The 21,095-nt window shown below is 66.5% G+C and carries 25 protein-coding genes; 4 read left to right on the top strand and 21 right to left on the bottom strand.

Features of this window, described 5'->3' with window-relative positions:
- Positions 1–83: 83 nt before the first annotated feature.
- The 6 genes from E8F12_RS25115 to E8F12_RS25090 form a co-directional block, all read right to left on the bottom strand.
- A complete protein-coding gene (locus E8F12_RS25115; protein WP_280327925.1) occupies positions 84–656 on the bottom strand; it encodes a HupE/UreJ family protein in 573 nt (190 codons plus the stop codon).
- 40 nt (positions 657–696) lie between these two features.
- On the bottom strand, positions 697–1,311 hold the full coding sequence (gene ureG / locus E8F12_RS25110) for an urease accessory protein UreG (protein ID WP_280327924.1): 615 nt from the start codon (positions 1,309–1,311) through the stop codon (positions 697–699).
- Positions 1,312–1,325: 14 nt separating this feature from the next.
- A complete protein-coding gene (locus tag E8F12_RS25105) occupies positions 1,326–2,000 on the bottom strand; it encodes an urease accessory UreF family protein (protein ID WP_280327923.1) in 675 nt (224 codons plus the stop codon).
- Positions 1,997–2,497, bottom strand: a complete 501-nt coding sequence (gene ureE / locus E8F12_RS25100) for an urease accessory protein UreE (RefSeq protein ID WP_280327922.1) — start codon at positions 2,495–2,497, stop codon at positions 1,997–1,999. The genes E8F12_RS25105 and ureE overlap by 4 nt, the downstream gene beginning before the upstream one ends.
- A gap of 170 nt (positions 2,498–2,667) precedes the next feature.
- Positions 2,668–3,303, bottom strand: coding sequence for a TetR family transcriptional regulator (locus E8F12_RS25095; protein WP_280327921.1), 636 nt, complete (start codon positions 3,301–3,303; stop codon positions 2,668–2,670).
- 293 nt (positions 3,304–3,596) lie between these two features.
- Positions 3,597–4,124 (bottom strand): phage infection protein, encoded by a 528-nt coding sequence (locus E8F12_RS25090; RefSeq protein ID WP_280327920.1) that lies wholly within the window; start codon positions 4,122–4,124, stop codon positions 3,597–3,599.
- Between the two features lie 283 nt (positions 4,125–4,407).
- Between E8F12_RS25090 and E8F12_RS25085 the strand changes: the two genes are divergently transcribed.
- A complete protein-coding gene (locus E8F12_RS25085) occupies positions 4,408–6,456 on the top strand; it encodes an AsmA family protein (RefSeq protein ID WP_280327919.1) in 2,049 nt (682 codons plus the stop codon).
- A 7-nt stretch (positions 6,457–6,463) separates the two neighbouring features.
- Here E8F12_RS25085 and osmE (E8F12_RS25080) read toward each other — a convergent pair whose 3' ends face one another.
- The 6 genes from osmE (E8F12_RS25080) to E8F12_RS25055 all read right to left on the bottom strand — a co-directional run bounded on the left by osmE (E8F12_RS25080) (position 6,464) and on the right by E8F12_RS25055 (position 10,456).
- The gene (gene osmE, locus E8F12_RS25080) at positions 6,464–6,802 is read right to left on the bottom strand and encodes an osmotically-inducible lipoprotein OsmE (protein WP_280328096.1); all 339 of its coding nucleotides are present in this window, start codon (positions 6,800–6,802) and stop codon (positions 6,464–6,466) included.
- 236 nt (positions 6,803–7,038) lie between these two features.
- On the bottom strand, positions 7,039–7,410 hold the full coding sequence (osmE, locus tag E8F12_RS25075) for an osmotically-inducible lipoprotein OsmE (RefSeq protein ID WP_280327918.1): 372 nt from the start codon (positions 7,408–7,410) through the stop codon (positions 7,039–7,041).
- Between the two features lie 104 nt (positions 7,411–7,514).
- On the bottom strand, positions 7,515–8,780 hold the full coding sequence (locus E8F12_RS25070; RefSeq protein ID WP_280327917.1) for an Hsp70 family protein: 1,266 nt from the start codon (positions 8,778–8,780) through the stop codon (positions 7,515–7,517).
- Between the two features lie 90 nt (positions 8,781–8,870).
- A complete protein-coding gene (locus E8F12_RS25065; protein WP_280327916.1) occupies positions 8,871–9,353 on the bottom strand; it encodes a hypothetical protein in 483 nt (160 codons plus the stop codon).
- Positions 9,354–9,362: 9 nt separating this feature from the next.
- Entirely contained in the window at positions 9,363–9,716 is a 354-nt protein-coding gene (locus E8F12_RS25060; RefSeq protein WP_280327915.1) for a DUF6152 family protein, read from the bottom strand.
- Between the two features lie 293 nt (positions 9,717–10,009).
- Entirely contained in the window at positions 10,010–10,456 is a 447-nt protein-coding gene (locus E8F12_RS25055; RefSeq protein WP_280327914.1) for a YqaA family protein, read from the bottom strand.
- Between the two features lie 191 nt (positions 10,457–10,647).
- Here E8F12_RS25055 and E8F12_RS25050 point away from each other — a divergent pair, with 191 nt between their 5' ends.
- From E8F12_RS25050 to E8F12_RS25040, 3 genes are all read left to right on the top strand, one after another.
- Complete coding sequence (locus tag E8F12_RS25050) at positions 10,648–11,514, top strand: oxaloacetate decarboxylase (RefSeq protein WP_280292549.1); 867 nt, start codon at positions 10,648–10,650, stop codon at positions 11,512–11,514.
- A 106-nt stretch (positions 11,515–11,620) separates the two neighbouring features.
- Positions 11,621–11,887, top strand: coding sequence for a DksA/TraR family C4-type zinc finger protein (locus tag E8F12_RS25045; protein ID WP_280327913.1), 267 nt, complete (start codon positions 11,621–11,623; stop codon positions 11,885–11,887).
- Between the two features lie 219 nt (positions 11,888–12,106).
- Complete coding sequence (locus E8F12_RS25040; RefSeq protein WP_280327912.1) at positions 12,107–12,631, top strand: transposase; 525 nt, start codon at positions 12,107–12,109, stop codon at positions 12,629–12,631.
- Positions 12,632–12,731: 100 nt separating this feature from the next.
- Here E8F12_RS25040 and ureC read toward each other — a convergent pair whose 3' ends face one another.
- From ureC to urtB, 9 genes are all read right to left on the bottom strand, one after another.
- Positions 12,732–14,432, bottom strand: coding sequence for an urease subunit alpha (gene ureC, locus E8F12_RS25035; protein WP_280327911.1), 1,701 nt, complete (start codon positions 14,430–14,432; stop codon positions 12,732–12,734).
- Between the two features lie 83 nt (positions 14,433–14,515).
- Entirely contained in the window at positions 14,516–14,821 is a 306-nt protein-coding gene (locus tag E8F12_RS25030; RefSeq protein WP_280327910.1) for an urease subunit beta, read from the bottom strand.
- Positions 14,822–14,825: 4 nt separating this feature from the next.
- Positions 14,826–15,326: an N-acetyltransferase family protein gene (locus E8F12_RS25025; RefSeq protein ID WP_280327909.1), complete on the bottom strand. Its 501-nt coding sequence runs from the start codon at positions 15,324–15,326 to the stop codon at positions 14,826–14,828.
- A gap of 8 nt (positions 15,327–15,334) precedes the next feature.
- Positions 15,335–15,637 carry an urease subunit gamma gene (gene ureA, locus E8F12_RS25020; RefSeq protein ID WP_280327908.1) on the bottom strand — a complete coding sequence of 101 codons (303 nt, stop codon included), beginning with the start codon at positions 15,635–15,637 and terminating at the stop codon, positions 15,335–15,337.
- 1 nt (position 15,638) lies between these two features.
- The gene (locus tag E8F12_RS25015; RefSeq protein ID WP_280327907.1) at positions 15,639–16,478 is read right to left on the bottom strand and encodes an urease accessory protein UreD; all 840 of its coding nucleotides are present in this window, start codon (positions 16,476–16,478) and stop codon (positions 15,639–15,641) included.
- 61 nt (positions 16,479–16,539) lie between these two features.
- Positions 16,540–17,238: an urea ABC transporter ATP-binding subunit UrtE gene (gene urtE / locus E8F12_RS25010; protein ID WP_280327906.1), complete on the bottom strand. Its 699-nt coding sequence runs from the start codon at positions 17,236–17,238 to the stop codon at positions 16,540–16,542.
- Between the two features lie 168 nt (positions 17,239–17,406).
- Positions 17,407–18,267 carry an urea ABC transporter ATP-binding protein UrtD gene (urtD, locus tag E8F12_RS25005; RefSeq protein WP_280327905.1) on the bottom strand — a complete coding sequence of 287 codons (861 nt, stop codon included), beginning with the start codon at positions 18,265–18,267 and terminating at the stop codon, positions 17,407–17,409.
- Positions 18,268–19,356 carry an urea ABC transporter permease subunit UrtC gene (gene urtC / locus E8F12_RS25000; protein WP_280327904.1) on the bottom strand — a complete coding sequence of 363 codons (1,089 nt, stop codon included), beginning with the start codon at positions 19,354–19,356 and terminating at the stop codon, positions 18,268–18,270. It abuts the gene before it with no gap.
- Complete coding sequence (gene urtB, locus E8F12_RS24995) at positions 19,356–20,924, bottom strand: urea ABC transporter permease subunit UrtB (protein ID WP_280327903.1); 1,569 nt, start codon at positions 20,922–20,924, stop codon at positions 19,356–19,358. The genes urtC and urtB overlap by 1 nt, the downstream gene beginning before the upstream one ends.
- Positions 20,925–21,095: the final 171 nt, after the last annotated feature.

Raw genomic sequence — 21,095 nt, 5'->3', positions numbered from 1 at the left:
CGTGATAGATCAACGGGCAGACCTGCGGTCTGCTTAGCGAATGAATTCGCCCCCACAAGGAGCTGGGCGTCATCTGACGGGCTTCAGCCCGCCAGCAACCACACACCGGCACCCGCCGAAACCCCACCGGCGATGCGCACCAGCGGCGCGGCGGCCCGGGGCAGGGCGCGGACAAGGCCGTAGCCGGCGGCATGCAGGGCTGCGGTGGCGGCGATGAAGCCGGCAGCGTAACCCCAGGGGCTGGTCAGCTCGGGCAGTTCCAGGCCGTGGGCGACGCCATGGGCCAGGGCGAACAGGGCGGTCAGGCCAGCGGCCAGCCCCAGCGGCGGGCGCACGGCCACCGCCACCAGCAGGCCGAGGGCCAGCACTGAGCCGGCGATGCCGGTTTCCATCAGCGGCATTTCCAGCCCGGCGAAGCCCGCCAGGCCGCCGAGCAGCATGCTGCCGACGAAGGTCAGCGGCAGCGCCCAGCGCGTCGAGCCCTGTTGCTGCGCGGCCCACAGACCGACGGCGAGCATCGCCAGCAGGTGGTCGAGGCCGGTGACCGGGTGGGCGACGCCGGCCATCAGGCCGGACTGATCGTGGCCGGCATGGGCGAAGGCCATGGCCGGTGTGAGGAAGAGGGCGATGGCGAAGAGCGACTTGCGCAGGTTCATGGTGAGGCTCCTTGAAGGCGAATCCTGTCAGGCGAAGTGGTCAGGCGGCGGTCAGCAAGCCCTGCTTCTCGATGAAGGCAATGATCTCGTCGAGGCCCTGGCCGACCTTCTGGTTGCTGAACACGAAGGGCCGCTCGCCGCGCATCTTGCGGGCGTCACGCTCCATCACTTCCAGCGAGGCGCCGACCATGGGCGCCAGATCCACCTTGTTGATCACCAGCAGGTCCGACTTGCAGATGCCGGGGCCGCCCTTGCGCGGCAGCTTGTCGCCGGCGGAAACGTCGATCACGTAGATGGTCAGGTCGGAGAGTTCCGGGCTGAAGGTGGCAGACAGGTTGTCGCCACCGGACTCGACCAGGATCAGGTCCAGGGCGGGGAAGCGGCGGTTGAGCTGGTCCACGGCTTCCAGGTTGATCGAGGCGTCCTCGCGGATGGCGGTGTGCGGGCAGCCGCCAGTCTCGACGCCGATGATGCGCTCGGGCGCCAGGGCCTCGTTGCGCACCAGGAACTGGGCATCTTCCTGGGTGTAGATGTCGTTGGTCACCACCGCCAGGTTGTAGCGGTCGCGCAGAGCGCGGCAGAGGGCTAGGGTCAAGGCTGTCTTGCCGGAGCCGACAGGGCCGCCGATGCCTACGCGCAGGGGTTGGCTGTTCATATGCTGTGCATCTCCTAGGAACGGAACAGACGGCTGTATTGGCGCTCGTGCGCCATGCTCGCCAGGGCCAGGCCGAAGGCGGCGCTGCCCCAGCGGGCCGGGGGGATTTCAGTGGCCTCGCGCTGGGCCTGCTCCAGACGCGGTAGCAGGGCCGAGGTCAGGCGCTGGGCGGCCTGCTGGCCCAGCGGCAGGGTTTTCATCAGTACGGCGAGCTGGTTTTCCAGCCAGCCCCAGAGCCAGGCAGCCAGGGCGTCCTGCGGGGTGATGGACCAGGCGCGGGCGGCCAGGGCCCAGGCCACGGCGAGGCCGGGTTGCTCGAGTTCCTCGAGCAAGGCGCGGCCGGCCTCGTCCTGTTCGGGCAGGTCGTTCAGCAGTTGCTGCAGGGAATAGCCCATTTGCCGGCTTTCCAGGTGCAGCTCTCGTGTCTCGCGGCTGGCGCGGTGGCGCCCGGCCAGGGTCTTGAGTTCGGCCCAGTCGCCCTCTGCGGCGGCTTCGCAATGGGCCAGCAGCAGCGGCGCCTCGAAGCGCGCGAGGTTCAGCAGCAGCTGGTCCTCGATCCAGCGCGCGGCGCTGTCCGGGTCATGCACCAGGCCAGTGTCCACCGCCAGCTCCAGCCCTTGGGAGTAGCTGTAGCCGCCGATGGGGAGCTGGGGACTGGCGAGCCTGAGTAGCTGCCACGCAGTGTTCACTTGCGCACACCGAACTGGTGCAGGCGCGGTGCGTAATTGAAATCCGCCTCGAGCTGGTGGGAATGGTGGTGGCCGCCGCCGTAGGCGCCATGCTCGGGCTGGAAGCCGGCTTCGACCTGCGCCACCGTGGCGCCGAGCTGTTCCAGCATGGCCTTGAGCACGTAGTCGTCCAGCAGTCGCAGCCAGCCGTCGCCGATCTGCAGGGCGACGTGGCGGTTGCCCAGGTGGTAGGTGGCACGGGTGAGTTCGAAGGCGCTGGCGCAGGTGACGTGGAGCAGCGCCTCCGCGCGGGCGCTGACGCGCACCACGCGGCCATCCTGGGCGCGCAGGCAGTCGCCATCGCGCAGGGGCGGCTGGCCCCGTTCGAGGAACAGGCCGACGTCCTCGCCCTTTACCGTGAAGCAGCGCAGGCGGCTCTTGCTGCGTGCCTCATAGGTCAGCAGCAGCTCTTCGTCCCAGTTCGATCGGGTTTCTATTCGTTCGTGAATGACCAGCATCGGGGGAATCCGGCAGTGTGCAATGCCGGGTCCAGAGCAAGGCCCTTGCCAAGATGGGCAGATGCCTGTTCATGCGCCGTGGCGCGGGTGCCTGCCTGCCTGTGGGGCGCGAGTGTGGTCCGAGATAGTGCGCAGCGCACCAGGCGGGTGCGCCGTTGCTGGCGCTTCGGTCAGCTTTGCGGCTTGCCCGGCCCGAGCCAATGCTTGCCGCCGATCATGATGAAGCGCAGCTGCTGGGTGATCTTGGCGGCAGGGCGCAGGTGCGGCGGCAGGTTGTCCGCTGGCGGGTCGATCAGCTCGGGCAGGGTGGCGAACACCGTCTTGACCACCAGGTCGGCCACCAGGTCCAGGCCGTCGTCTTCCAGTTGCGGCATGCGCTTGACCAGCTTGAGGTCGGCGGCCAGATCGGCGGTGATACGCAGGCGCAGCGCGCCGATAGCCTGGCGCACCGGCTGCGAGCCACCGTACTGCTCGCGGGCGAGGAAGAGGAACTGGCCACGGTTGGCGGCCACGGCGTCGAGGAAGATGCGCACCGAGGCTTCGATGATGCCGCCCAGTTCGAGTTCGTTGCGTCGCACCATGCGAATGGTGGCGCGGAAGGTCTCGCCCACTTCCTCCACCAGGGCCAGGCCAAGCTGGTCCATGTCCTGGAAATGGCGGTAAAAACCGGTAGGCACTATGCCGGCGTTGCGCGTCACTTCCCGCAGGCTCAGGCTGCCGAAGCCGCGGCCGCTGTCCATCAGAAGGCGCGCGGCGTCCATCAAGGCCTGGCGGGTGTGCTGCTTTTGTTCCGAGCGTTGGGTCATGGACGCGGCCAGTGGCGAAAGTGCGGCGCACTCTAGCAAATGGCCTTTGCGGGCGTCGAACCGGTTTCGGTGGGCAGGTGTTGGCTGTAATTCGATCGCGAAAGCTGTCGGGGCGGGCGGGTGGAGCACGCTTCATCGGTCCACCATGGGCGCCCAAGCCTGGCATCGGTGGTGGATAGGAAAAGCGTTAACCACCCTACCGGGCCGCTTTGCGGCCCTTCGCGAATGAATTTGCCCCCACAAACAAAAAGCCCGGCATCCGCCGGGCTTTGAAGGGGTAGAGCGCGCGTCGATCAGCTCATGCGCTGGGCTTGCAGCAGACGGTCGGAGCCACCTTCGGCGACGCGGAAAGCATTGGTGCGATCGGAGCCGCTTTCAGCGATGCGGTTGGCACCGGTGCGGTCGGAGCCGCTTTCAGCGATGCGGTTGGCACCGGTGCGGTCGGAGCCGCCTTCGGCGATGCGGTTGGCACCAGTGCGGTCGGAACCACCTTCGGCGATACGGTTGGCGCCGGTGCGGTCGGAGCCGCCTTCGGCGACGCGGTTGGCACCGGTGCGGTCAGAACCGCCTTCGGCGACGCGGTTGGCGCCAGTGCGGTCGGAACCGCTTTCAGCGATGCGGTTGGCACCGGTGCGGTCGGAACCACCTTCAGCGACGCGGTCCAGGACCATGAAGCTGCCTTCAGCGGCGACCGGGTCGACGACCTGGATGTAGGTACCTTGCTTGGACTCGCCCAGCACCGGCTGGGGATCGGACGGCAGGGCGAAGACGCTGGTGCTCAGGGTGGCGATGAACAGGGCGGCGAAGGCTTGGGTTTTCATGATCTGGGCTCCTCGAAGGGGCTGGAAACTGGGTACGGAGCCAATCTTACGGATAGGGGGCTGATTAAAAAGTGATCACTCGCGATAGCAAACATCGACGCCGTTGATGTTGCTATAGCGCCTTTATAATCAAGGCCTTGACGCTATATTGCCGGCTCTTTCGCGGCCCTGTCCGCGCGTTGCCCTGCGACGAGTCTGAGTATCCCGGCGCTTTTTCGGGTCGATAGGGAATGGACATCACACCGCGCTGCCTGAGGCTGCGGTGGGAAAAGGGGAGAAGTGCATGACGCTAGGTCTTCGCATCCTGGCCAGGACGGTACTGGCGCTGGCGCTGCTGCTGGCAGCCTGGTTGGTACTGGTCGCCACCTTCGACTGGAACCGCATCAAGCCCGCGCTGAACGAGCGGGTATCCGCTGAGTTGGGTCGCCCTTTCGCCATCGAGGGCGACCTGCGGGTGATCTGGCAGCGGGAAGTCGGGGAGGGCGGTTGGCGGGCGCTGGTGCCCTGGCCTCATTTCGTTGCCGAAGAGCTGCACCTGGGCAACCCTGAATGGGCCAAGGGCGGGGATTTCGTCAGCCTGCAGCGGGTGGAGTTCCGTGTCGCGCCCCTGCCGCTGCTCTGGCAGCAATTGAGCATTCCGCGCATCGAACTGGGTGGCCCCCAGGCCAGCGTCAAGCGCCTGGCCGATGGCCGCAACAACTGGACATTCGAGCTGCCGGCCAAGGCGGAAGGCGAGGCGGAAAAGGCCTCGGGCTGGACCTTCGACATCGGCACCATCGGCTTCGACAAGGGCCGCGTCCAGGTGGACGACGCCCTGACCCGCACCCGCCTCGACGTCCTGGTCGACCCCCTGGGCAAACCCATTCCCTTCAGCGAGCTGCTGCCTGCCAAAGGTGCCAGGCCGGCGACGGTCAATGCCCAGGATTACGCCTTCGCCTGGCAGGCCAAGGGCAGCTACCAGGGCCAATCGCTGAACGGCAGCGGCAAGGTGGGCGGGTTACTGGCGCTGCAGAATGCCGACTTGCCCTTCCCGCTGCAGGCCGAGATCAAGGCCGGCGATACCCGCATCGTCCTGATGGGCACCCTGACCGACCCCCGGCAGCTGGGCGCCCTCGACCTGCGCCTGCAGCTATCCGGCAAGAGCCTGGCTCAACTCTATCCGCTGATCGGCGTGACCCTTCCGGAAACCCCGGCCTATGCCACCGATGGCCGGCTGCTGGCGAAGTTGCAGGAGCCCGGCGGAGCGGAGTTCCGCTACCAGGGCTTCAATGGCCGCATCGGCGGTAGCGATATCCATGGCGACCTCACCTACGTCGCCCGCCAACCGCGCCCCAGCCTATCCGGCAACCTGACATCGGAGCAGCTGCGTTTTGCCGACCTTGCGCCGCTGATCGGAGCCGATTCCAAGGCCGCGCAGCAGGCCCGTGGCGTCGCCAGCCGGCAACCGGCGGACAAGGTTCTGCCGGTGGAACAGTTCCGCACCGAGCGCTGGCGGGTGATGGACGCCGACGTGACCTTCACCGGCAAGCGCATCCAGCACGGCGAGAAACTGCCCTTCAGCAATCTCTTCACCCATGTACTGCTCAACGATGGCCAACTGAGTCTGGAGCCCCTGCGCTTCGGCGTTGCCGGCGGCAGCCTGGACGCCACCATCCGCCTCGACGGCCGCCGCGCGCCCCTGACCGGCAAGGCGCGGCTGCAGGCCAACCACTTCAAGCTCAAGGAGCTGTTCCCCAATGTCCAGGCCATGCGCAGCAGCCTGGGCGAGCTCAACGGCAAGGCCGACCTCGCCGGCACCGGCAATTCGGTGGCCGCGCTGCTGGGGACGGCCAGCGGCAATCTGCAGATGCTGGTCAACGACGGCACCATCAGCCGTAACCTGATGGAAATCGCCGGGCTCAACGTGGGCAATTACCTGGTGGGCCGGTTGTTCGGCGACGAGGAAGTGAAGATCAATTGCGCGGCGGCGGACCTGGGCATGAAGGACGGCCTGATGACCCCGCGGCTATTCGTCTTCGATACCGAGAACGCCCTGGTGCAGATTGACGGCAGCGCCGACTTCCGCAACGAACGGCTGGACCTGCGCGTCAATCCGGAGTCCAAGGGCATGCGAGTTTTCTCGCTGCGTTCGCCCCTGTATGTGCGCGGGACTTTCAAGAATCCCCAGGCAGGGGTGCAGGCTGTGCCGTTGATGGTGCGTGGGGCGGGGATGGTGGCGCTGGGTGTGGCGGTGGCGCCGGCTGCGGCCTTGCTGGCGCTGGTGGCGCCTGCGGCCGGAGGCGAGGAAGGCAATGCCTGCGCGCCGCTGCTGGAGCAGATGCGCAAGCGCTAGGCGCGGTTCAGAGCTGGTCGCGCTCCACCTGTTCGCGCTGGCCGCAGGTCATGAAGCCCTTGTGGCGCACGCGGCCGGTGCTGTCGAAGCTGACGTGATAGGGCTGCTGGTGGCCTTCCTCGTTGAGGATGTAATTGTTGCAGGAACCTGGATGCACGCTGCGCTGGGTGATGGAAGAGGGGCGGCCGCCGATGATCAGCACCTGCTGGCGGCTCATGCCGGGCTCGACATCCTTCACAAGGGGTTGATCGCGGAAGGTGAAATAATCCGTGGGGTTTTCGATCTTGCTGGCGCAGCCCGCCATCGATGCCAGGGCACAAGCCATGACAAGCGCTTGCTTGTACATCATGGGGTCCTCGTGGGTTAACGCAATTGAAACACTGCGCTTGGAACATCGGAAAGTGGGGAGAGTTCGCCTGAGAACGGCCGAAGATCGAGCAGGCGATGGACGGCATTGCGCCAGCAGCTGGCGAATTGCCTGGAGCAAGGGTCGAAAGCCACGGCTGGCGCGGCTTAAAGCTGTCAGAGGTGGCGAAGTGATGGTTGTCGATCCGCTCGAGCTTTTCTGCGAAATGCGACTGCTCAGTAGCCGCCGCCGCGATCGACTTTCTTGCTACCGGCTTTCTCGCGTTCGGCAGTCTCGCGCTGCGCGCAGGTCATGAAACCCTGCTCCTCCACCCGGCCGCTGCCATCGAAGCTGACGTGGTAGGCCTGCTGGTGGCCGTCCTGGTTGAGGATGTAGTTGTTGCAGATGCCGGGGTTCACGGCTCGGCGAATGGAGGAGGATGGCGGACCGCCGATGGTTTTCACCTGTTGCTCGGTCATGCCGTCCTCGACCTGCTTGACCAGCGGCTGGTCACGGTAGGTGTAGTAGTCGGTGGGGTTTTCCATCTTGCCGGCGCACCCGACCAGCGAGGCCAGGGCGCAGGTCAGGATCAACGCTTGCTTGCTCATGGCGGACCTTCCCAATCTGGCGCGGGATTGCCCCGCGATGGGTTTCAGCCTAGTCCGCCAGGCCTGCCCGACCGTTCGGAGCGGGCCTTTTTACCGATGAGCGGTCAGCCGTAGCGTTTCCTCGCCTCGATGGCCAGACCGCTGCCGATGCTGCCGAACAGGTTGCCTTCCACCTGGCGGGCATTGGGCAGCATGGCGGCGACGCTCTGGCGCAATGCCGGGATGCCGCTGGAGCCACCTGTGAAGAACAGGGTGTCGACCTCCCCGGCGCTGACGCCAGCCTGCGCCAGCAGGGCGTCGACGCTGGCGCGGATGCGCACCAGGAGCGCGTCGATGGCTTCCTCGAACAGCGGGCGGGTCAGCTCCACGGCCAGGCCCGGCTCGACGCGTGCCAGGTCGATGCGGCGCCTGTCGGCCTGGGTCAGCTCGATCTTGCTCTCCTCCACCTGCATCGCCAGCCAGTGGCCGGCGCGCTGCTCGATCAGGCTGAACAGGCGATCGATGCCGGTGCCGTCGACTATGTCGTAGCGCATGTTCTTCAGCGCCAGCTGCGACTTCTGTGCATAGACGGCGTTGATGGTGTGCCAGGTGGCCAGGTTCAGGTGGTAGCTGGTGGGCATCAGCGCGTCGCTTTTCATCCGGCTGCCGTAACCGAACAGCGGCATCACGCCGGCCAGCGAGAGCTGCTTGTCGAAATCGGTCCCGCCGATGTGTACGCCGCCGGTGGCGAGGATGTCGTCCTGGCGCTCGGCCACTTCGCGGCGCTGGGGCGACAGGCGCACCAGGGAGAAGTCCGAGGTACCGCCGCCGATGTCGACGATCAGCACCAGCTCCTCGCGCTCGATGCCGCGCTCGTAGTCGAAGGCCGCGGCAATGGGTTCGTACTGGAAGGAAACTTCCTTGAAACCGAGCCTCTGCGCCACCGCCACCAGGGTGTTCTGCGCCTCCTGGTCGGCCTCGGGGTCTTCATCCACGAAGTACACCGGACGACCCAGTACCACCTGCTCGAACTCCCGGCCGGCCGCGGCCTCGGCGCGCTTCTTCAACTCGCCGATGAACAGCCCCAGCAGGTCCTTGAAGGGCAGGGCGCTGCCCAGCACCGTGGTCTCGCTTTTCAACAGGGGAGAGCCCAGCAGGCTCTTCAGCGAGCGCATCAGGCGGCCTTCGTAGCCTTCCAGGTATTCGTGCAGGGCCTGTCGGCCATAGGCCGGACGGCGCTCCTCGGTGTTGAAGAACACCACCGAGGGCAGGGTGATCTTCTCGTCCTCCAGGGCGATCAGCGGCTCCACATCCGGGCGCCACCAGCCGACGGTGGAATTGGAGGTACCGAAGTCGATGCCCAGGGCGCGGGCGGGGAGGACGTTGTTCATGCTGCGGGTGTTCCGGGAAAAAACGGCCGCGCAGTTTACGCGAGCGGGACGAGGATTGCTGCCGTCCCGCAGCGCACTTCGTCGCGGCGGCTAGATGTAGGCCAGCAGCCGGCCGGCCGACATCACCCCGCACCAGATCAGGATCGACAATGCCACCTGCAACCTTCCGGCAAGGGGAGGCCGCACATCCCAGTCGGTCAGGTGCTTCGACCAGCATGCGCGGAACAGCAGCGCATTGGCGATGCCCAGCCCCACCAGCAGGAGCTTGAGCTGCAGCAGCCAGTTGCCCAGGAGCGGCCCGGCATCGGCGGCGAACAGGCAGAAGCCGGTGCCCAGTTGCAGCAGCAGCCCGGCGACGCCGATCGGCGTGAGACGCCGCGATGCCTCGAGCAGCGGCACGTCCCGGGCGGCGCCGAGCAGGCGCAGGTCGAGCAGCAGCATCGAGCCCAGCAGCATCACCAGGCCCGCCAGATGCAGCAGGTTGGCCGCCGGATAAAGCACCTCTGAGTTGCGCATCAGGGCGCCAAAGCTCGATGCCTCCAGGCGCTCGGCCCAGGGCAGCAGCGCGTCCATCGCCACGTCTCAGCGCAGCTCGATCGTGCGCCCGTCGACGATGATGCGCTCGGCGCGGATCTCCGCCGTACCGTCCTTGCGCGGGTAGCCGACTATGGTCACCGTCTTGCCGCTGGTCAGATCGGCCTCCGGCAGCCCGCGTGCCTTCATGCGGTTGATGGGCGCCAGCACCACATGCCATTCACGGCCTTCATAGTCGATGGTCACGTGGGCATGGGGGTTGCGGTAGGCCACCTCCTTCAGCGGCGCCTCGATGGACAGCGTCTTGTCCGCGTCGTAGGAGCTCCAGCCGTGGTGGGCCAGGGCGGCAGTGGCGCCCAGCACCAGGGAGAAGAACGCGATCAGCAGGGAGAGCTTTCTCATGGTATTGGCCTCCAGGCAGCGACCCGGAAAGCGTAGGCGCTGAATCCGCGGTCGGCGCGCGGGGCAGTATTCCGAAACACAATGCGGGAGTTCCCTGGTGTAGGGGGATATCGTTTTTCATATCCACCCGCGAGGGCGATTCGCTTCCGATGGTGGATCGGTGAAGCGTGATCCGCCCTACGAAAACCCGCTCCAGGTCAGTTCGTAGGTTGGGCCGGGCGGCGTTCCGCTGAGCTAAGCGAAGCCCAACATTCCGGGCGCCATTGTTGGGCTTCGCTTAGCTCAGCGCCAACCTACAAGAGCCCGCTCCAGCCCAGGGTCAGGGCGGCGAGCACCAGGTATCGCCCGGCCTTGGCCAGGGTCACCAGCATCAGGAACACCCAGAAGGATTCCCGCATCACGCCCGCCACCAGGGTCAGCGGGTCGCCGATCACCGGCACCCAGGCCAGCAGCAGCGACCAGCGTCCATAGCGGTGGTAGAAGGCCTGGGCTTTTTCCAGCTGCGCCTGCTTCACCGGGAACCAGCGGCGCTCACGGAAATGCTCCAGGTAACGTCCCAGCAGCCAGTTCACCAGGGAGCCCAGCACGTTGCCGCAGGTCGCCACTGCCACCAGCGCCCAGGCCGGATAGGCCTCGGATAACAGCAGGCCGACCAGCAGCGCTTCCGACTGGAGTGGCAGCAGAGTGGCGGCGCCGAATGCGGAGAGGAACAGGCCCAGGTAGGCGGTGAATGCCAGCACGTGGAGGTCTCGGTAAAGCGGGGCGCCAGTGTGGCGGCCGACGAAGGGCAGGACAAGGCGCAGGGGTGTTAAGCGGACTGAAAGACTGATCCGTTAGAATGGGCGCAGTCTGACAATGGAAAAACGGGGGCGCCGGCTCCAGAGTTGTGGAACCGGCTTCATCCTGACCCCCTCTGATCTTGGGTGCCCTTATGCGTAGAGCTTCTCATCACGAGTTGCGCACGGCTTTCCGTGCGTTGCTGGATTCGGATTCCTGCTTCCACACCGCTTCGGTGTTCGACCCCATGTCCGCCCGCATCGCCGCCGATCTCGGCTTCGAAGTCGGCATCCTCGGCGGTTCGGTGGCCTCCCTGCAGGTGCTGGCTGCACCCGACTTCGCGCTGATCACCCTGAGCGAATTCGTCGAGCAGGCCACCCGCATCGGCCGCGTCAGTCGCCTGCCGGTGATCGCCGACGCCGACCATGGCTATGGCAACGCCCTCAACGTGATGCGCACGGTGGTCGAGCTGGAGCGTGCCGGCATCGCCGCGCTGACCATCGAAGACACCCTGCTGCCGGCCCAGTTCGGCCGCAAGTCCACCGACCTGATCCCGGTGGAAGAGGGCGTCGGCAAGATCCGCGCGGCCCTGGAAGCGCGTGTCGATCCGGACCTCGCCATCATCGCCCGGACCAACGCCGGCGTGCTCGACGTGGACGAAGTGATACGCCGCACCAAGGCCTATCAGGCTGCCGGCGCCGATGGCATCTGCATGGTCGGAGTGGCCGACTTCGAGCACTTGGAACAGATTGCCGAGAACCTGCAGATTCCCCTGATGCTGGTCACCTACGGCAACCCCAAGCTGCGCGACAACGAACGCCTGGCCCGCCTTGGCGTGCGCATCGTGGTCAACGGCCATGCCGCCTACTTCGCCGCCATCAAGGCCACCTACGACTGCCTGCGCGATCAGCGCCAGGTCGCCACCGGTTCCGAACTCAGCGCCACCGAACTGACCCACAAGTACACCCAGCCCGAGGAGTACATCGTCTGGGCCGAGGAGTTCATGGACGTCAAGGAATAGGCCCACCACGACTTCCGCTTGTCGCCTGCCGACCCCCACCCTTGCAAAAGGGCGGACCCTGGCCCCATAAATCGGTCAGGACCCATCAAGAACGTGGGAGGTCAGCATGGCCAGCGGTTGGGCCGGCGACGGCGCCGTCCAGGAACAGATCGACAGCACCATCGAAGACGCCATCCAGCGCGCACGCAGCCAATTGCCGACGGGGGAGAGCCTGACGCATTGCGAAGAATGCGATGCGCCCATTCCCGAAGCCCGGCGCAAGGCGATTCCCGGCGTGCGGTTGTGCGTTGCCTGCCAGACCGAACACGACAAGGAAAACGCCGCCTTCACCGGGTACAACCGGCGGGGGAGCAAGGATAGTCAGCTGCGTTGAGTCGTTAATCCAGAGTTGCTGGCGAGCAGGAGTGTTGGGCTTCGCTTCACTCAGCCGCAACCTACAGTGTCGGCCGGGCTTTCGTAGGTTGGGTTGAGCGTAGCGAAGCCCAACAATCCCACGTTCTCGTGCGCCATTTTCGTCCCCTATATCGGAACCGCCCTTGAGCTCCGCTTTCTAGACTGCCCGCTCGGCATTCGTACCAGGGCGGGTGGGGCCATGCGCTATCGACGTGCGTTCGTGCCGGGCGGCACGTTCTTCTTCACGGTCAATCTGGCGGATCGTTCGCAGCGATTGCTGACGGAGCATGTCGATTGGCTGCGCTTTGCCTTTCACCGGGTGAAGAAGCGTCACCCCTTCGAAATTCCCGCCATGGTCGTACTACCCGAGCATCTGCATGCCATCTGGGTGCTGCCGGAAGGGGATTCCGACTTCCCACTGCGCTGGGCTCAGATCAAGGCAACCTTTTCGCGGTACCTGCCCGTGCATGAGCCGGTGACCGACTCCCGACATGGGAAGCGGGAACGGCAGATCTGGCAACGGCGGTATTGGGAGCACCAGATCCGCAGCGAACAGGACCTGACGCGGCATATGGATTACATCCACATCAATCCGGTGAAGCACGGATATGTCCGGCGCGCCGCGGATTGGCCGCATTCGTCGATCCACAAATACATCCGCGCCGGCGTGATGAGCGCCGATTGGGCGTGTGAGCCAGGTGATGGGGTTTTCGGTGAGCGGTAGGTTGGGCTGAGCGCAGCGAAGCCCAACGGCGGAGTTATCCATCAGTTGGGTGTTGGGCTTCGCGTAGCTCAGCCCAACCTACGAGTCCTATCCAGCAGCGTCAGAACAGGAAATACCGCTGCGCCAACGGCAGCACCTCGGCCGGCTCGCACCAGAGCAACTGTCCGTCGGCCTTCACCTGGTAGTTCTGCGGGTCGACTTCGATAGTCGGGGTGTAGTCGTTGTGGATCAGGTCCTTCTTCTGCACGTCGCGACAGCCTTTGACCACGCCGATCTGCTTCTTCAGGCCGAGACGCTCGGGGAGGCCGGCGTCGAGGGCGGCCTGGCTGATGAAGGTGATGCTGGTGGCATGGCGGCTGCCGGCGTAGCTCGCGAACATCGGCCGGTAGTGCACGGGTTGCGGCGTGGGGATGGAGGCGTTGGCGTCGCCCATCAGGCTGGCCGCGATCGCACCGCCCTTGAGGATGAGGCTGGGTTTGACGCCGAAGAAGGCCGGACGCCAGAGCGCCAGGTCGGCCCACTTGCCCACCTCCACCGAGCCCACTTCATGGCTGATGCCGTGGGTGATGGCCGGGTTGATGGTGTACTTGGCGATGTAACGTTTGGCGCGGAAGTTATCGTTGCCCGGTGCATCCTCGGGCAGGGCGCCGCGCTGCTTCTTCATCTTGTCGGCGCTTTGCCAGGTGCGGGTGATGACTTCACCGACGCGGCCCATGGCCTGGCTGTCGGAGCTGATCATGCTGAAGGCACCGAGGTCGTGGAGGATGTCTTCGGCGGCGATGGTTTCGCGGCGGATGCGGCTCTCGGCGAAGGCCACGTCCTCGGCGATGCTCGGGTCCAGGTGGTGGCAGACCATGAGCATGTCCAGGTGCTCGTCGATGGTGTTGCGGGTGAAGGGCCGGGTCGGGTTGGTGGAGCTCGGCAGCACGTTGGCGAAGCCGCAGGCCTTGATGATGTCCGGCGCGTGCCCGCCGCCGGCGCCCTCGGTGTGGTAGGTGTGGATGGTGCGGCCCTTGAAGGCGCCCAGGGTGGTCTCGACGAAGCCGGATTCGTTGAGGGTGTCGGTGTGGATGGCCACTTGCACGTCGTAGCGGTCGGCGACCGAGAGGCAGTTGTCGATGGCCGCCGGGGTGGTGCCCCAGTCCTCGTGCAGCTTGAGGCCGATGGCGCCGGCCTTCACCTGTTCGATCAAGGGCTCGGGCAGGCTGGCGTTGCCCTTGCCGGTGAAGCCGATGTTCATCGGGAAGGCATCGGCGGCCTGGAGCATGCGCGCCAGGTGCCAGGGGCCGGAGGTGCAGGTGGTGGCATTGGTGCCGGTGGCCGGCCCGGTGCCGCCGCCGATCATGGTGGTGACGCCGCTCATGAGGGCTTCTTCGATCTGCTGTGGGCAGATGAAGTGGATGTGGGTGTCGATGCCGCCGGCGGTGAGGATCATGCCTTCGCCGGCGATGACTTCGGTGCTGGCGCCGATGGCGATGGTGACGTTGGGCTGGATATCCGGGTTGCCGGCCTTGCCGATGGCGTGGATACGCCCGTCCTTGAGGCCGACGTCAGCCTTGACGATGCCCCAGTGGTCGATGATCAGGGCGTTGGTGATCAGGGTGTCGACCACCTCCGCCGCCAGCAGCTGGCCCTGGCCCATGCCGTCGCGGATCACCTTGCCGCCGCCGAACTTCACTTCTTCGCCGTAGGTGGTGAAGTCCTTCTCCACTTCGATCCACAGGTCGGTGTCGGCCAGGCGCACCTTGTCGCCGACGGTGGGACCGAACATGTCGGCGTAGGCTTGTCTGCTGATTTTCATTGCATGGGTTCCTGTAGGGTGCGCCGTGCGCACCGCTGACTATTGCCTGGTGCGCGCGGCGCACCCTACGAATCTGCCCGGCGTTACAGGTCGCCCATGACCCGGCCGGCGAAGCCGAATACGCGGCGTAACCCGGCCAGCTCTACCAGCTCCACCTCGCGGCTCTGGCCGGGCTCGAAGCGCACGGCGGTGCCGGCCGGGATGTTCAGGCGCATGCCGCGCGCGCTGTCCCGATCAAAGCTCAGGGCGTCGTTGGCTTCGAAGAAGTGGTAGTGGGAGCCGACCTGGATGGGGCGGTCGCCGCTGTTGGCGACGCTCAGGGTCAGGGTGTGGCGGTCGGCGTTGAGTTCGATCTCGCCGTCCTGGATCTGGTATTCGCCGGGGATCATCGCGTCACTCCAGGATCAGTTGCATGAAGGTAAGGTCGAGCCAGCGGCCGAACTTGCGGCCAACCTGGGGCATCTGCGCGGTGGTGACGAAGCCGAGGCGTTCGTGCAGGCGGATGGAAGCGGCGTTCTCCGACTCGATGGCGGCGACCAGCACGTGCAGGCCAGCTTCACGGGCGCGGTCGATCAGCGCCTGCATCAGCGCTGGACCCAGGCCTTGGCCGCGCTGGTCACCGCGCACGTAGACCGAGTGCTCCACGGTGTGGCGGAAGCCTTCGATGCTGCGCCAGGTGCCGTAGCTGGCGTAGCCCAGCACCTCGCCCGCCGCGTTCACGGCCACCAGCACCGGGAAGCCGGCGGCATTGCGCTCGGCCAGCCAGGCGCGGCGGTTGGCCAGGTCGACCAGGGTTTCGTTCCAGATCGCCGTGGTGTTCTCCACGGCGTCGTTGTAGATGGCGAGGATGCCGGGGAGGTCTTGGTCCCGGGCGTCGTGAATTTCATGGGTCATGGCAATGGTCACGCAATGGGTTGGTGGACGGTCACCAGCTTGGTGCCGTCGGGGAAGGTGGCTTCGATCTGGATCTCCGGGATCATCTCCGGCACACCGATCATCACCTGGTCGCGGGTCAGCAGGGTGGTGCCATAGTGCATCAGCTCGGCCACGGTACGGCCGTCGCGGGCGCCCTCCAGCAGGGCCGCGGAGATCAGCGCCATGGCTTCCGGGTAGTTGAGCTTCAGGCCACGGGCGAGGCGGCGTTCGGCCACCAGCCCGGCGGTGAAGATCAGCAGCTTGTCTTTCTCGCGGGGAGACAAATCCATCTCAGGTACTCCAGATTCTCGGGGGCTTGGCCTCGCGGCCGAGCAAGGCAGGGCGCAGCAGGCGCCAGAGGTCGATCAGCCAGGCGCGGGCGTGCAGCGCCTCGGAGGCGAGGCAGCGGGCCACCAGCAGGCCGGGCAGTTGGGTCAGGTCGCCACGGCCGGCACAGGGGTGGTCGCGGCAGCGTTCGAGCAGGCCGGCGTCGATCTCGCCGGTGGCGATCAGGGTGGCGAACACCGGCTGGCCGGCCAGGCCGATGGGCGAGTCGAGCAGGCCGTCGTTGCCCTCGATGCGCTGGCGTTCGTGCCAGAGCAGCGTGCCGTTCCGACGGATATCCAGCTGGGCCTGAAAGTGGCCTTCGGCGAAGCGTTCACCGGCGGCCGGGCGACCGAGGGCGACCATGTCCCAGTAGCAAAGGCGGGCGTCGTCGGCCAGCTCGATGCGGGTGGCGATTTCGGCCTGGGCGCCGGAGAAGACAATGGTTTCCTGGGGCAGCCATTCCAGGGTGGCGCCGGCCTCGACGCTGAGTGCCACGTCCTGGAAGGCCGGGTTGGCGGCGCGGTACCACTTGGCCGCGCCGGGGCTGGTGAGCTGCGCCCAGGCCCGCTCGCCGACGTGGGCGGAAATGTCCAGGCGATCACCGCCGACGATGCCGCCGGGCGGGTGGACGATGATGTGCTGGCAGACTTCCGGACCTTCGGCATGCAGATGCTTCTGCACCCGCAGCGGACCCTGGTGGCGGCGCAGAACCGGGCGCGTGGCGGCGCCGTCACGGGCATAGCCGAGCTCCAGCTGGGCATGCCAGCTGGGAGTGAAGAGGGCAGTGTCGGCAGGTGCGTTCATGGCGTGCTTTTGTAGGGTGGGTTAGCCGCGAAGCGGCGTGACCCACGCGGTGCAATGGTGTTCATATTGCCACGAGGCCACGGACGCCCTCGGCCTCCATGTTCTCGCCACGGCCTTGCTGGACGATCTCGCCCCGGCTCATCACCAGATACTGGTCGGCCAGTTCGGCGGCGAAGTCGTAGAACTGCTCCACCAGCAGGATGGCCATATCGCCGCGCTCGGCGAGCTTCCTGATCACCGCGCCGATTTCCTTGATCACCGAGGGCTGGATGCCTTCGGTGGGCTCGTCGAGGATCAGCAGGCGCGGCTGGCTGGCCAGGGCACGGCCGATGGCGAGCTGTTGCTGCTGGCCGCCGGAGAGGTCGCCGCCACGGCGGTGCCGCATTTCCCGCAGCACCGGGAAGCGTTCGTAGATGGATTCCGGCACCGTCTTGGCCTGCCCGGCGGGGAAGCGGGAGAGGCCCATCAGCAGGTTCTCCTCCACCGTCAGGCGCGGGAAGATCTCGCGGCCCTGGGGCACGTAGGCGATGCCGGCATGCACCCGCTGGTGCGGCTTGAAGCTGGTGATGGCGCGGCCTTCCCAGCTCACCGCGCCCTCTTTCGCCGGTATCAGCCCCATCAGGCACTTCAGCAGGGTGGTCTTGCCGACGCCGTTGCGCCCGAGCAGGCAGGTGACCTCGCCCACCTTCGCTTCGAAGGAGAGGCCGCGGAGAATATGGCTGCCGCCATAATACTGGTGGAGCTTGTCGACTTGGAGCATGTGTCTGTTCCTCTTTGGCCAACGACGGCGCTGGCTTTGGTAGGTTGGCGCTGAGCCTGCGAAGCCCAACGAGGCGCACGCAGTGCGCCCTGTCGGTGCCGGCTAGTCCTGCGGACCGGTTGTTGGGCTTCGCTTCGCTCTGCGCCAACCTACGTTGGTGTTCTTCCTTCAGCGGCCGAGGTAGACCTCGATGACCTGTTCGTTGGCTTGCACGTCCGCCAGGGAGCCCTCGGCCAGCACATGGCCCTGGTGCAGCACGGTGACGTGGTCGGCGATGCTGCCGACGAAGCCCATGTCGTGTTCCACAACCATCAGCGAGTGCTGGCCGGCGAGGCCCTTGAAGAGCTCGGCGGTGAATTCGGTTTCGGCATCGGTCATGCCTGCCACCGGCTCGTCGAGCAGCAGCAGTTGCGGGTCCTGCATCAGCAGCATGCCGATCTCGAGGAACTGCTTCTGGCCGTGGGACAGGAGGCCCGCCGGGCGATTGCGCGAGGCTTCCAGACGGATCACCGCCAGCACCTCATCGATGCGGTCCTTCTGCTCGCTGGAGAGTTTCGCCCGCAGGCTGACCCACACGGACTTGTCGGTCTTCTGTGCCAGTTCCAGGTTCTCGAACACCGACAACGCCTCGAACACCGTGGGTTTCTGGAACTTGCGGCCGATGCCGGCCTGGGCGATTTCCACTTCGCTCATGCGGGTCAGGTCAAGGGTCTCGCCGAACCAGGCCGTGCCGGTGTCGGGACGGGTCTTGCCGGTGATCACGTCCATCAGCGTGGTCTTGCCCGCGCCGTTGGGGCCGATGATGCAGTGCAGTTCGCCGACGCCTATGTAGAGATTGAGGTCGTTCAGCGCCTTGAAGCCATCGAAGCTGACGCTGATTTCTTCGAGGGTGAGGATGGTGCCGTGACGCACGTCCAGGCCCGGGCCGGCGACATGGCCGAGGCCCAGCGAATCGCGGCCGCTGCCGGCGTCGCGGTTGGGGTCGAAGAGGGGTTCGAGCATGAGTTCGGGTACCGGGGCTGCACGCATTTACTTGTCCCCCTTTTTCACCAGGCCGATCACGCCCCTGGGCAGGTACAGCGTGACCAGGATGAACAGAGCGCCGAGGAAGAACAGCCAGTACTCCGGGAAGGCCACGGTGAACCAGCTCTTCATGCCGTTCACCAGGCCGGCGCCAAGCAGTGGGCCGATCAGCGAACCGCGCCCGCCGAGGGCGACCCACACGGCCGCCTCGATGGAGTTGGTGGGCGACATCTCGCTGGGATTGATGATGCCCACCTGGGGCACGTAGAGCGCGCCGGCCAGGCCGCAGAGCACGGCCGACAGCACCCAGATGAACAGCTTGTAGCCGCGCGGGTCGTAGCCGCAGAACATCAGGCGGTTCTCGGCGTCGCGCAGGGCGGTGAGCACCCGGCCGAACTTACTGCGCGCAAGGCGCCAGCCGAGCAGCAGGCTGCCCACCAGCAGGGCCACGGTGGCGAGGAACAGCACGGCGCGGGTGCCCGGCGCGGTGATGTCGAAGCCGAGGATGCGGCGGAAGTCGGTGAAGCCGTTGTTGCCGCCAAAGCCCGTCTCATTGCGGAAGAACAGCAACATGCCGGCGAAGGTCAGGGCCTGGGTCATGATCGAGAAGTACACGCCCTTGATCCGCGAGCGGAAGGCGAAGAAGCCGAACACCAGGGCGAGCAGGCCGGGGGCCAGCACGACCAGGCACAGCGCCCAGAGAAAGTGCTGGGTGCCGGCCCAGTACCAGGGCAGCTCGGTCCAGGCGAGGAAGCTCATGAAAGCCGGCAGGCCGCTGCCCGCCGCCTCGCGCATCAGGTACATGCCCATGGCGTAGCCGCCCAGGGCGAAGAACAGACCGTGGCCGAGGGACAGCAACCCCGCGTAGCCCCAGACCAGGTCCAGGGCCAGTGCCACTATGGCGTAGCAGAGAATCTTGCCCACCAGGGTCAGGGTGTAGGCCGAGACCTGCAGCGGGTTGTCCGCCGGCAGCAGGTGCAGCAGCGGCAGGGCCAGCAGGACCGCCAGCACCAGGGTGCCGATGGCCAGCGCAGTGCGCGGGCCGAGGGTGGCCGTGGTACGGGCGAGCAGGGTCTGGTTGAGTGGTTGAGTCATCAGTCGATCACCCTGCCTTTTAACGCGAAGAGACCCTGGGGCCGCTTCTGGATGAAGAGGATGATCAGCGCCAGGATCAGGATTTTGCCCAGCACGGCGCCGATCGAAGGTTCGAGGATCTTGTTCGCCACGCCCAGGCCGAAGGCGGCCATCACGCTGCCGGCCAACTGGCCGACGCCGCCCAGCACCACGACCAGGAAGGAGTCGATGATGTAGCCCTGGCCGAGGTCCGGGCCGACGTTGCCGATCTGCGACAGGGCCACGCCGCCGAGGCCGGCTATCCCTGAGCCGAGGCCGAAGGCGAGCATGTCCACGCGGCCGGTGGGCACGCCGCAGCAGGCGGCCATGTTGCGGTTCTGGGTCACGGCGCGGACGTTGAGGCCCAGGCGCGTCCTGTTCAGCAGCAGCCAGGTGAGGGCCACCACGAACAGGGCGAAGCCGATGATCACGATGCGGTTGTATGGCAGCACCAGGTTGGGCAGTACCTGCACGCCGCCGGAAAGCCAGGCGGGGTTGGCGACTTCGACGTTCTGCGCGCCGAAGATCACCCGCACCAGTTGGATCAGGATCAGGCTAATGCCCCAGGTCGCGAGCAGGGTTTCCAGCGGGCGGCCGTAGAGGTGGCGGATCACCGTACGCTCCAGGGCCATGCCGATCAGCGCGGTGACCAGGAAGGCCACCGGCAGCGCCACCAGCGGGTAGAGGGCGAGCAGTTCCGGAGTCAGGCGCTGGAAGCCCAGTTGCACCATGTAGGTGGTGTAGGCGCCGAGCATCAGCATCTCGCCGTGGGCCATGTTGATCACCCCCAGCAGGCCGAAGGTGATGGCCAGGCCGAGGGCCGCCAGCAGCAGGATCGAGCCCAGGGACAGGCCGCTGAAGGCCTGGCCCAGCAGCTCGCCCACCAGCAACCGGCGCTTGACCTGGGCCAGGCTGGTTTCGGCGGCGATGCGCACCGCGGCGTCGGTTTCCACGGCCGGGTCGAGCAGGGCTTCGAGGCGGGTGCGGGCCAGCGGATCGCCGGTTTCGCCGAGCAGGCGCACGGCGTTGAGGCGGATGGCCGGGTCGGGGTCCACCAGTTGCAGATTGGCCAGGGCCAGGCTGATGGCATCGCGCACGCCCGGGTCTTCCTCGGCCACCATGCGCTGGTTGAGCAGGGCCAACTGCGCGGGCTTCGCGCTCTTCTGCAGCTGGCGGGCGGCTTCCTGTCGCGTGGTGACGTCGACGGCGAGCAGCTGGTGGCTGGCCTGGGTGGTGATCAGCAGACCGCGCAGGCGGTTGTTCAGGCGCAGTTTCTTCGGTGGGCCTGCAGGTATGGCGTCACCTTCGGCGGGGTGGAAGGCGCCGTCCCGTTCGATGAAGGCCAGCTTGCCGGCGATGGCGAAGCGGCCCTGCTGCAGGGCGTCCAGCAACGGCTGGCGCGCGGCGCCGGGTTCGGCGGCCCAGCGCTCCAGCAGTTTCGCCTGCTGCGCCGGGTTGGCGGCGGCGAAGTCGTTGGCGTCGCCGGCCAGGGCTTCGACAGGAAGCAGCAGGGCCAGGGCGAGGAGGATTCGGTAGAGGGCAGATGGCATACGGATTTCCTTCGGAATGCACCGTCAGCTCCCTCTCCCTCTGGGAGAGGGTTGGGGAGAGGGCGGCCGGCAGCTCCGTGCCAGCGATACCCTCTCCCCGGCCCCCCCGCTTCGCGGTCCCGCCCAAACGCAGAGCGTTTGGGCGCTCGCAGGCGCAGGAAGCGATGCTTC

The sequence above is a fragment of the Pseudomonas sp. BN102 genome, from assembly GCF_029871245.1.
In the GTDB taxonomy this organism is placed as follows: domain Bacteria; phylum Pseudomonadota; class Gammaproteobacteria; order Pseudomonadales; family Pseudomonadaceae; genus Metapseudomonas.
The sequence above is the reverse complement of the archived record's forward strand: the minus strand, read 5'-3'. Positions and strand labels throughout refer to the sequence as shown.

Excerpts from the sequence above, each read along its gene's own strand:
- ureG (WP_280327924.1), bottom strand. The coding sequence starts at position 1,311 with ATGAACAGCCAACCCCTGCGCGTAGGCATCGGCGGCCCTGTCGGCTCC.
- urtE (WP_280327906.1), bottom strand. The coding sequence starts at position 17,238 with ATGCTCCAAGTCGACAAGCTCCACCAGTATTATGGCGGCAGCCATATT.
- E8F12_RS25060 (WP_280327915.1), bottom strand. The coding sequence starts at position 9,716 with ATGAGAAAGCTCTCCCTGCTGATCGCGTTCTTCTCCCTGGTGCTGGGC.
- E8F12_RS25085 (WP_280327919.1), top strand. The coding sequence starts at position 4,408 with ATGACGCTAGGTCTTCGCATCCTGGCCAGGACGGTACTGGCGCTGGCG.
- E8F12_RS25025 (WP_280327909.1), bottom strand. The coding sequence starts at position 15,326 with ATGACCCATGAAATTCACGACGCCCGGGACCAAGACCTCCCCGGCATC.
- E8F12_RS25045 (WP_280327913.1), top strand. The coding sequence starts at position 11,621 with ATGGCCAGCGGTTGGGCCGGCGACGGCGCCGTCCAGGAACAGATCGAC.
- ureA (WP_280327908.1), bottom strand. The coding sequence starts at position 15,637 with ATGGATTTGTCTCCCCGCGAGAAAGACAAGCTGCTGATCTTCACCGCC.
- E8F12_RS25030 (WP_280327910.1), bottom strand. The coding sequence starts at position 14,821 with ATGATCCCCGGCGAATACCAGATCCAGGACGGCGAGATCGAACTCAAC.
- osmE (WP_280328096.1), bottom strand. The coding sequence starts at position 6,802 with ATGTACAAGCAAGCGCTTGTCATGGCTTGTGCCCTGGCATCGATGGCG.
- ureE (WP_280327922.1), bottom strand. The coding sequence starts at position 2,497 with ATGCTGGTCATTCACGAACGAATAGAAACCCGATCGAACTGGGACGAA.
- E8F12_RS25095 (WP_280327921.1), bottom strand. The coding sequence starts at position 3,303 with ATGACCCAACGCTCGGAACAAAAGCAGCACACCCGCCAGGCCTTGATG.
- osmE (WP_280327918.1), bottom strand. The coding sequence starts at position 7,410 with ATGAGCAAGCAAGCGTTGATCCTGACCTGCGCCCTGGCCTCGCTGGTC.
- E8F12_RS25115 (WP_280327925.1), bottom strand. The coding sequence starts at position 656 with ATGAACCTGCGCAAGTCGCTCTTCGCCATCGCCCTCTTCCTCACACCG.
- E8F12_RS25040 (WP_280327912.1), top strand. The coding sequence starts at position 12,107 with ATGCGCTATCGACGTGCGTTCGTGCCGGGCGGCACGTTCTTCTTCACG.
- urtB (WP_280327903.1), bottom strand. The coding sequence starts at position 20,924 with ATGCCATCTGCCCTCTACCGAATCCTCCTCGCCCTGGCCCTGCTGCTT.
- E8F12_RS25070 (WP_280327917.1), bottom strand. The coding sequence starts at position 8,780 with ATGAACAACGTCCTCCCCGCCCGCGCCCTGGGCATCGACTTCGGTACC.
- E8F12_RS25015 (WP_280327907.1), bottom strand. The coding sequence starts at position 16,478 with ATGAACGCACCTGCCGACACTGCCCTCTTCACTCCCAGCTGGCATGCC.
- ureC (WP_280327911.1), bottom strand. The coding sequence starts at position 14,432 with ATGAAAATCAGCAGACAAGCCTACGCCGACATGTTCGGTCCCACCGTC.
- E8F12_RS25090 (WP_280327920.1), bottom strand. The coding sequence starts at position 4,124 with ATGAAAACCCAAGCCTTCGCCGCCCTGTTCATCGCCACCCTGAGCACC.
- E8F12_RS25065 (WP_280327916.1), bottom strand. The coding sequence starts at position 9,353 with ATGGACGCGCTGCTGCCCTGGGCCGAGCGCCTGGAGGCATCGAGCTTT.
- E8F12_RS25050 (WP_280292549.1), top strand. The coding sequence starts at position 10,648 with ATGCGTAGAGCTTCTCATCACGAGTTGCGCACGGCTTTCCGTGCGTTG.
- urtD (WP_280327905.1), bottom strand. The coding sequence starts at position 18,267 with ATGCGTGCAGCCCCGGTACCCGAACTCATGCTCGAACCCCTCTTCGAC.
- urtC (WP_280327904.1), bottom strand. The coding sequence starts at position 19,356 with ATGACTCAACCACTCAACCAGACCCTGCTCGCCCGTACCACGGCCACC.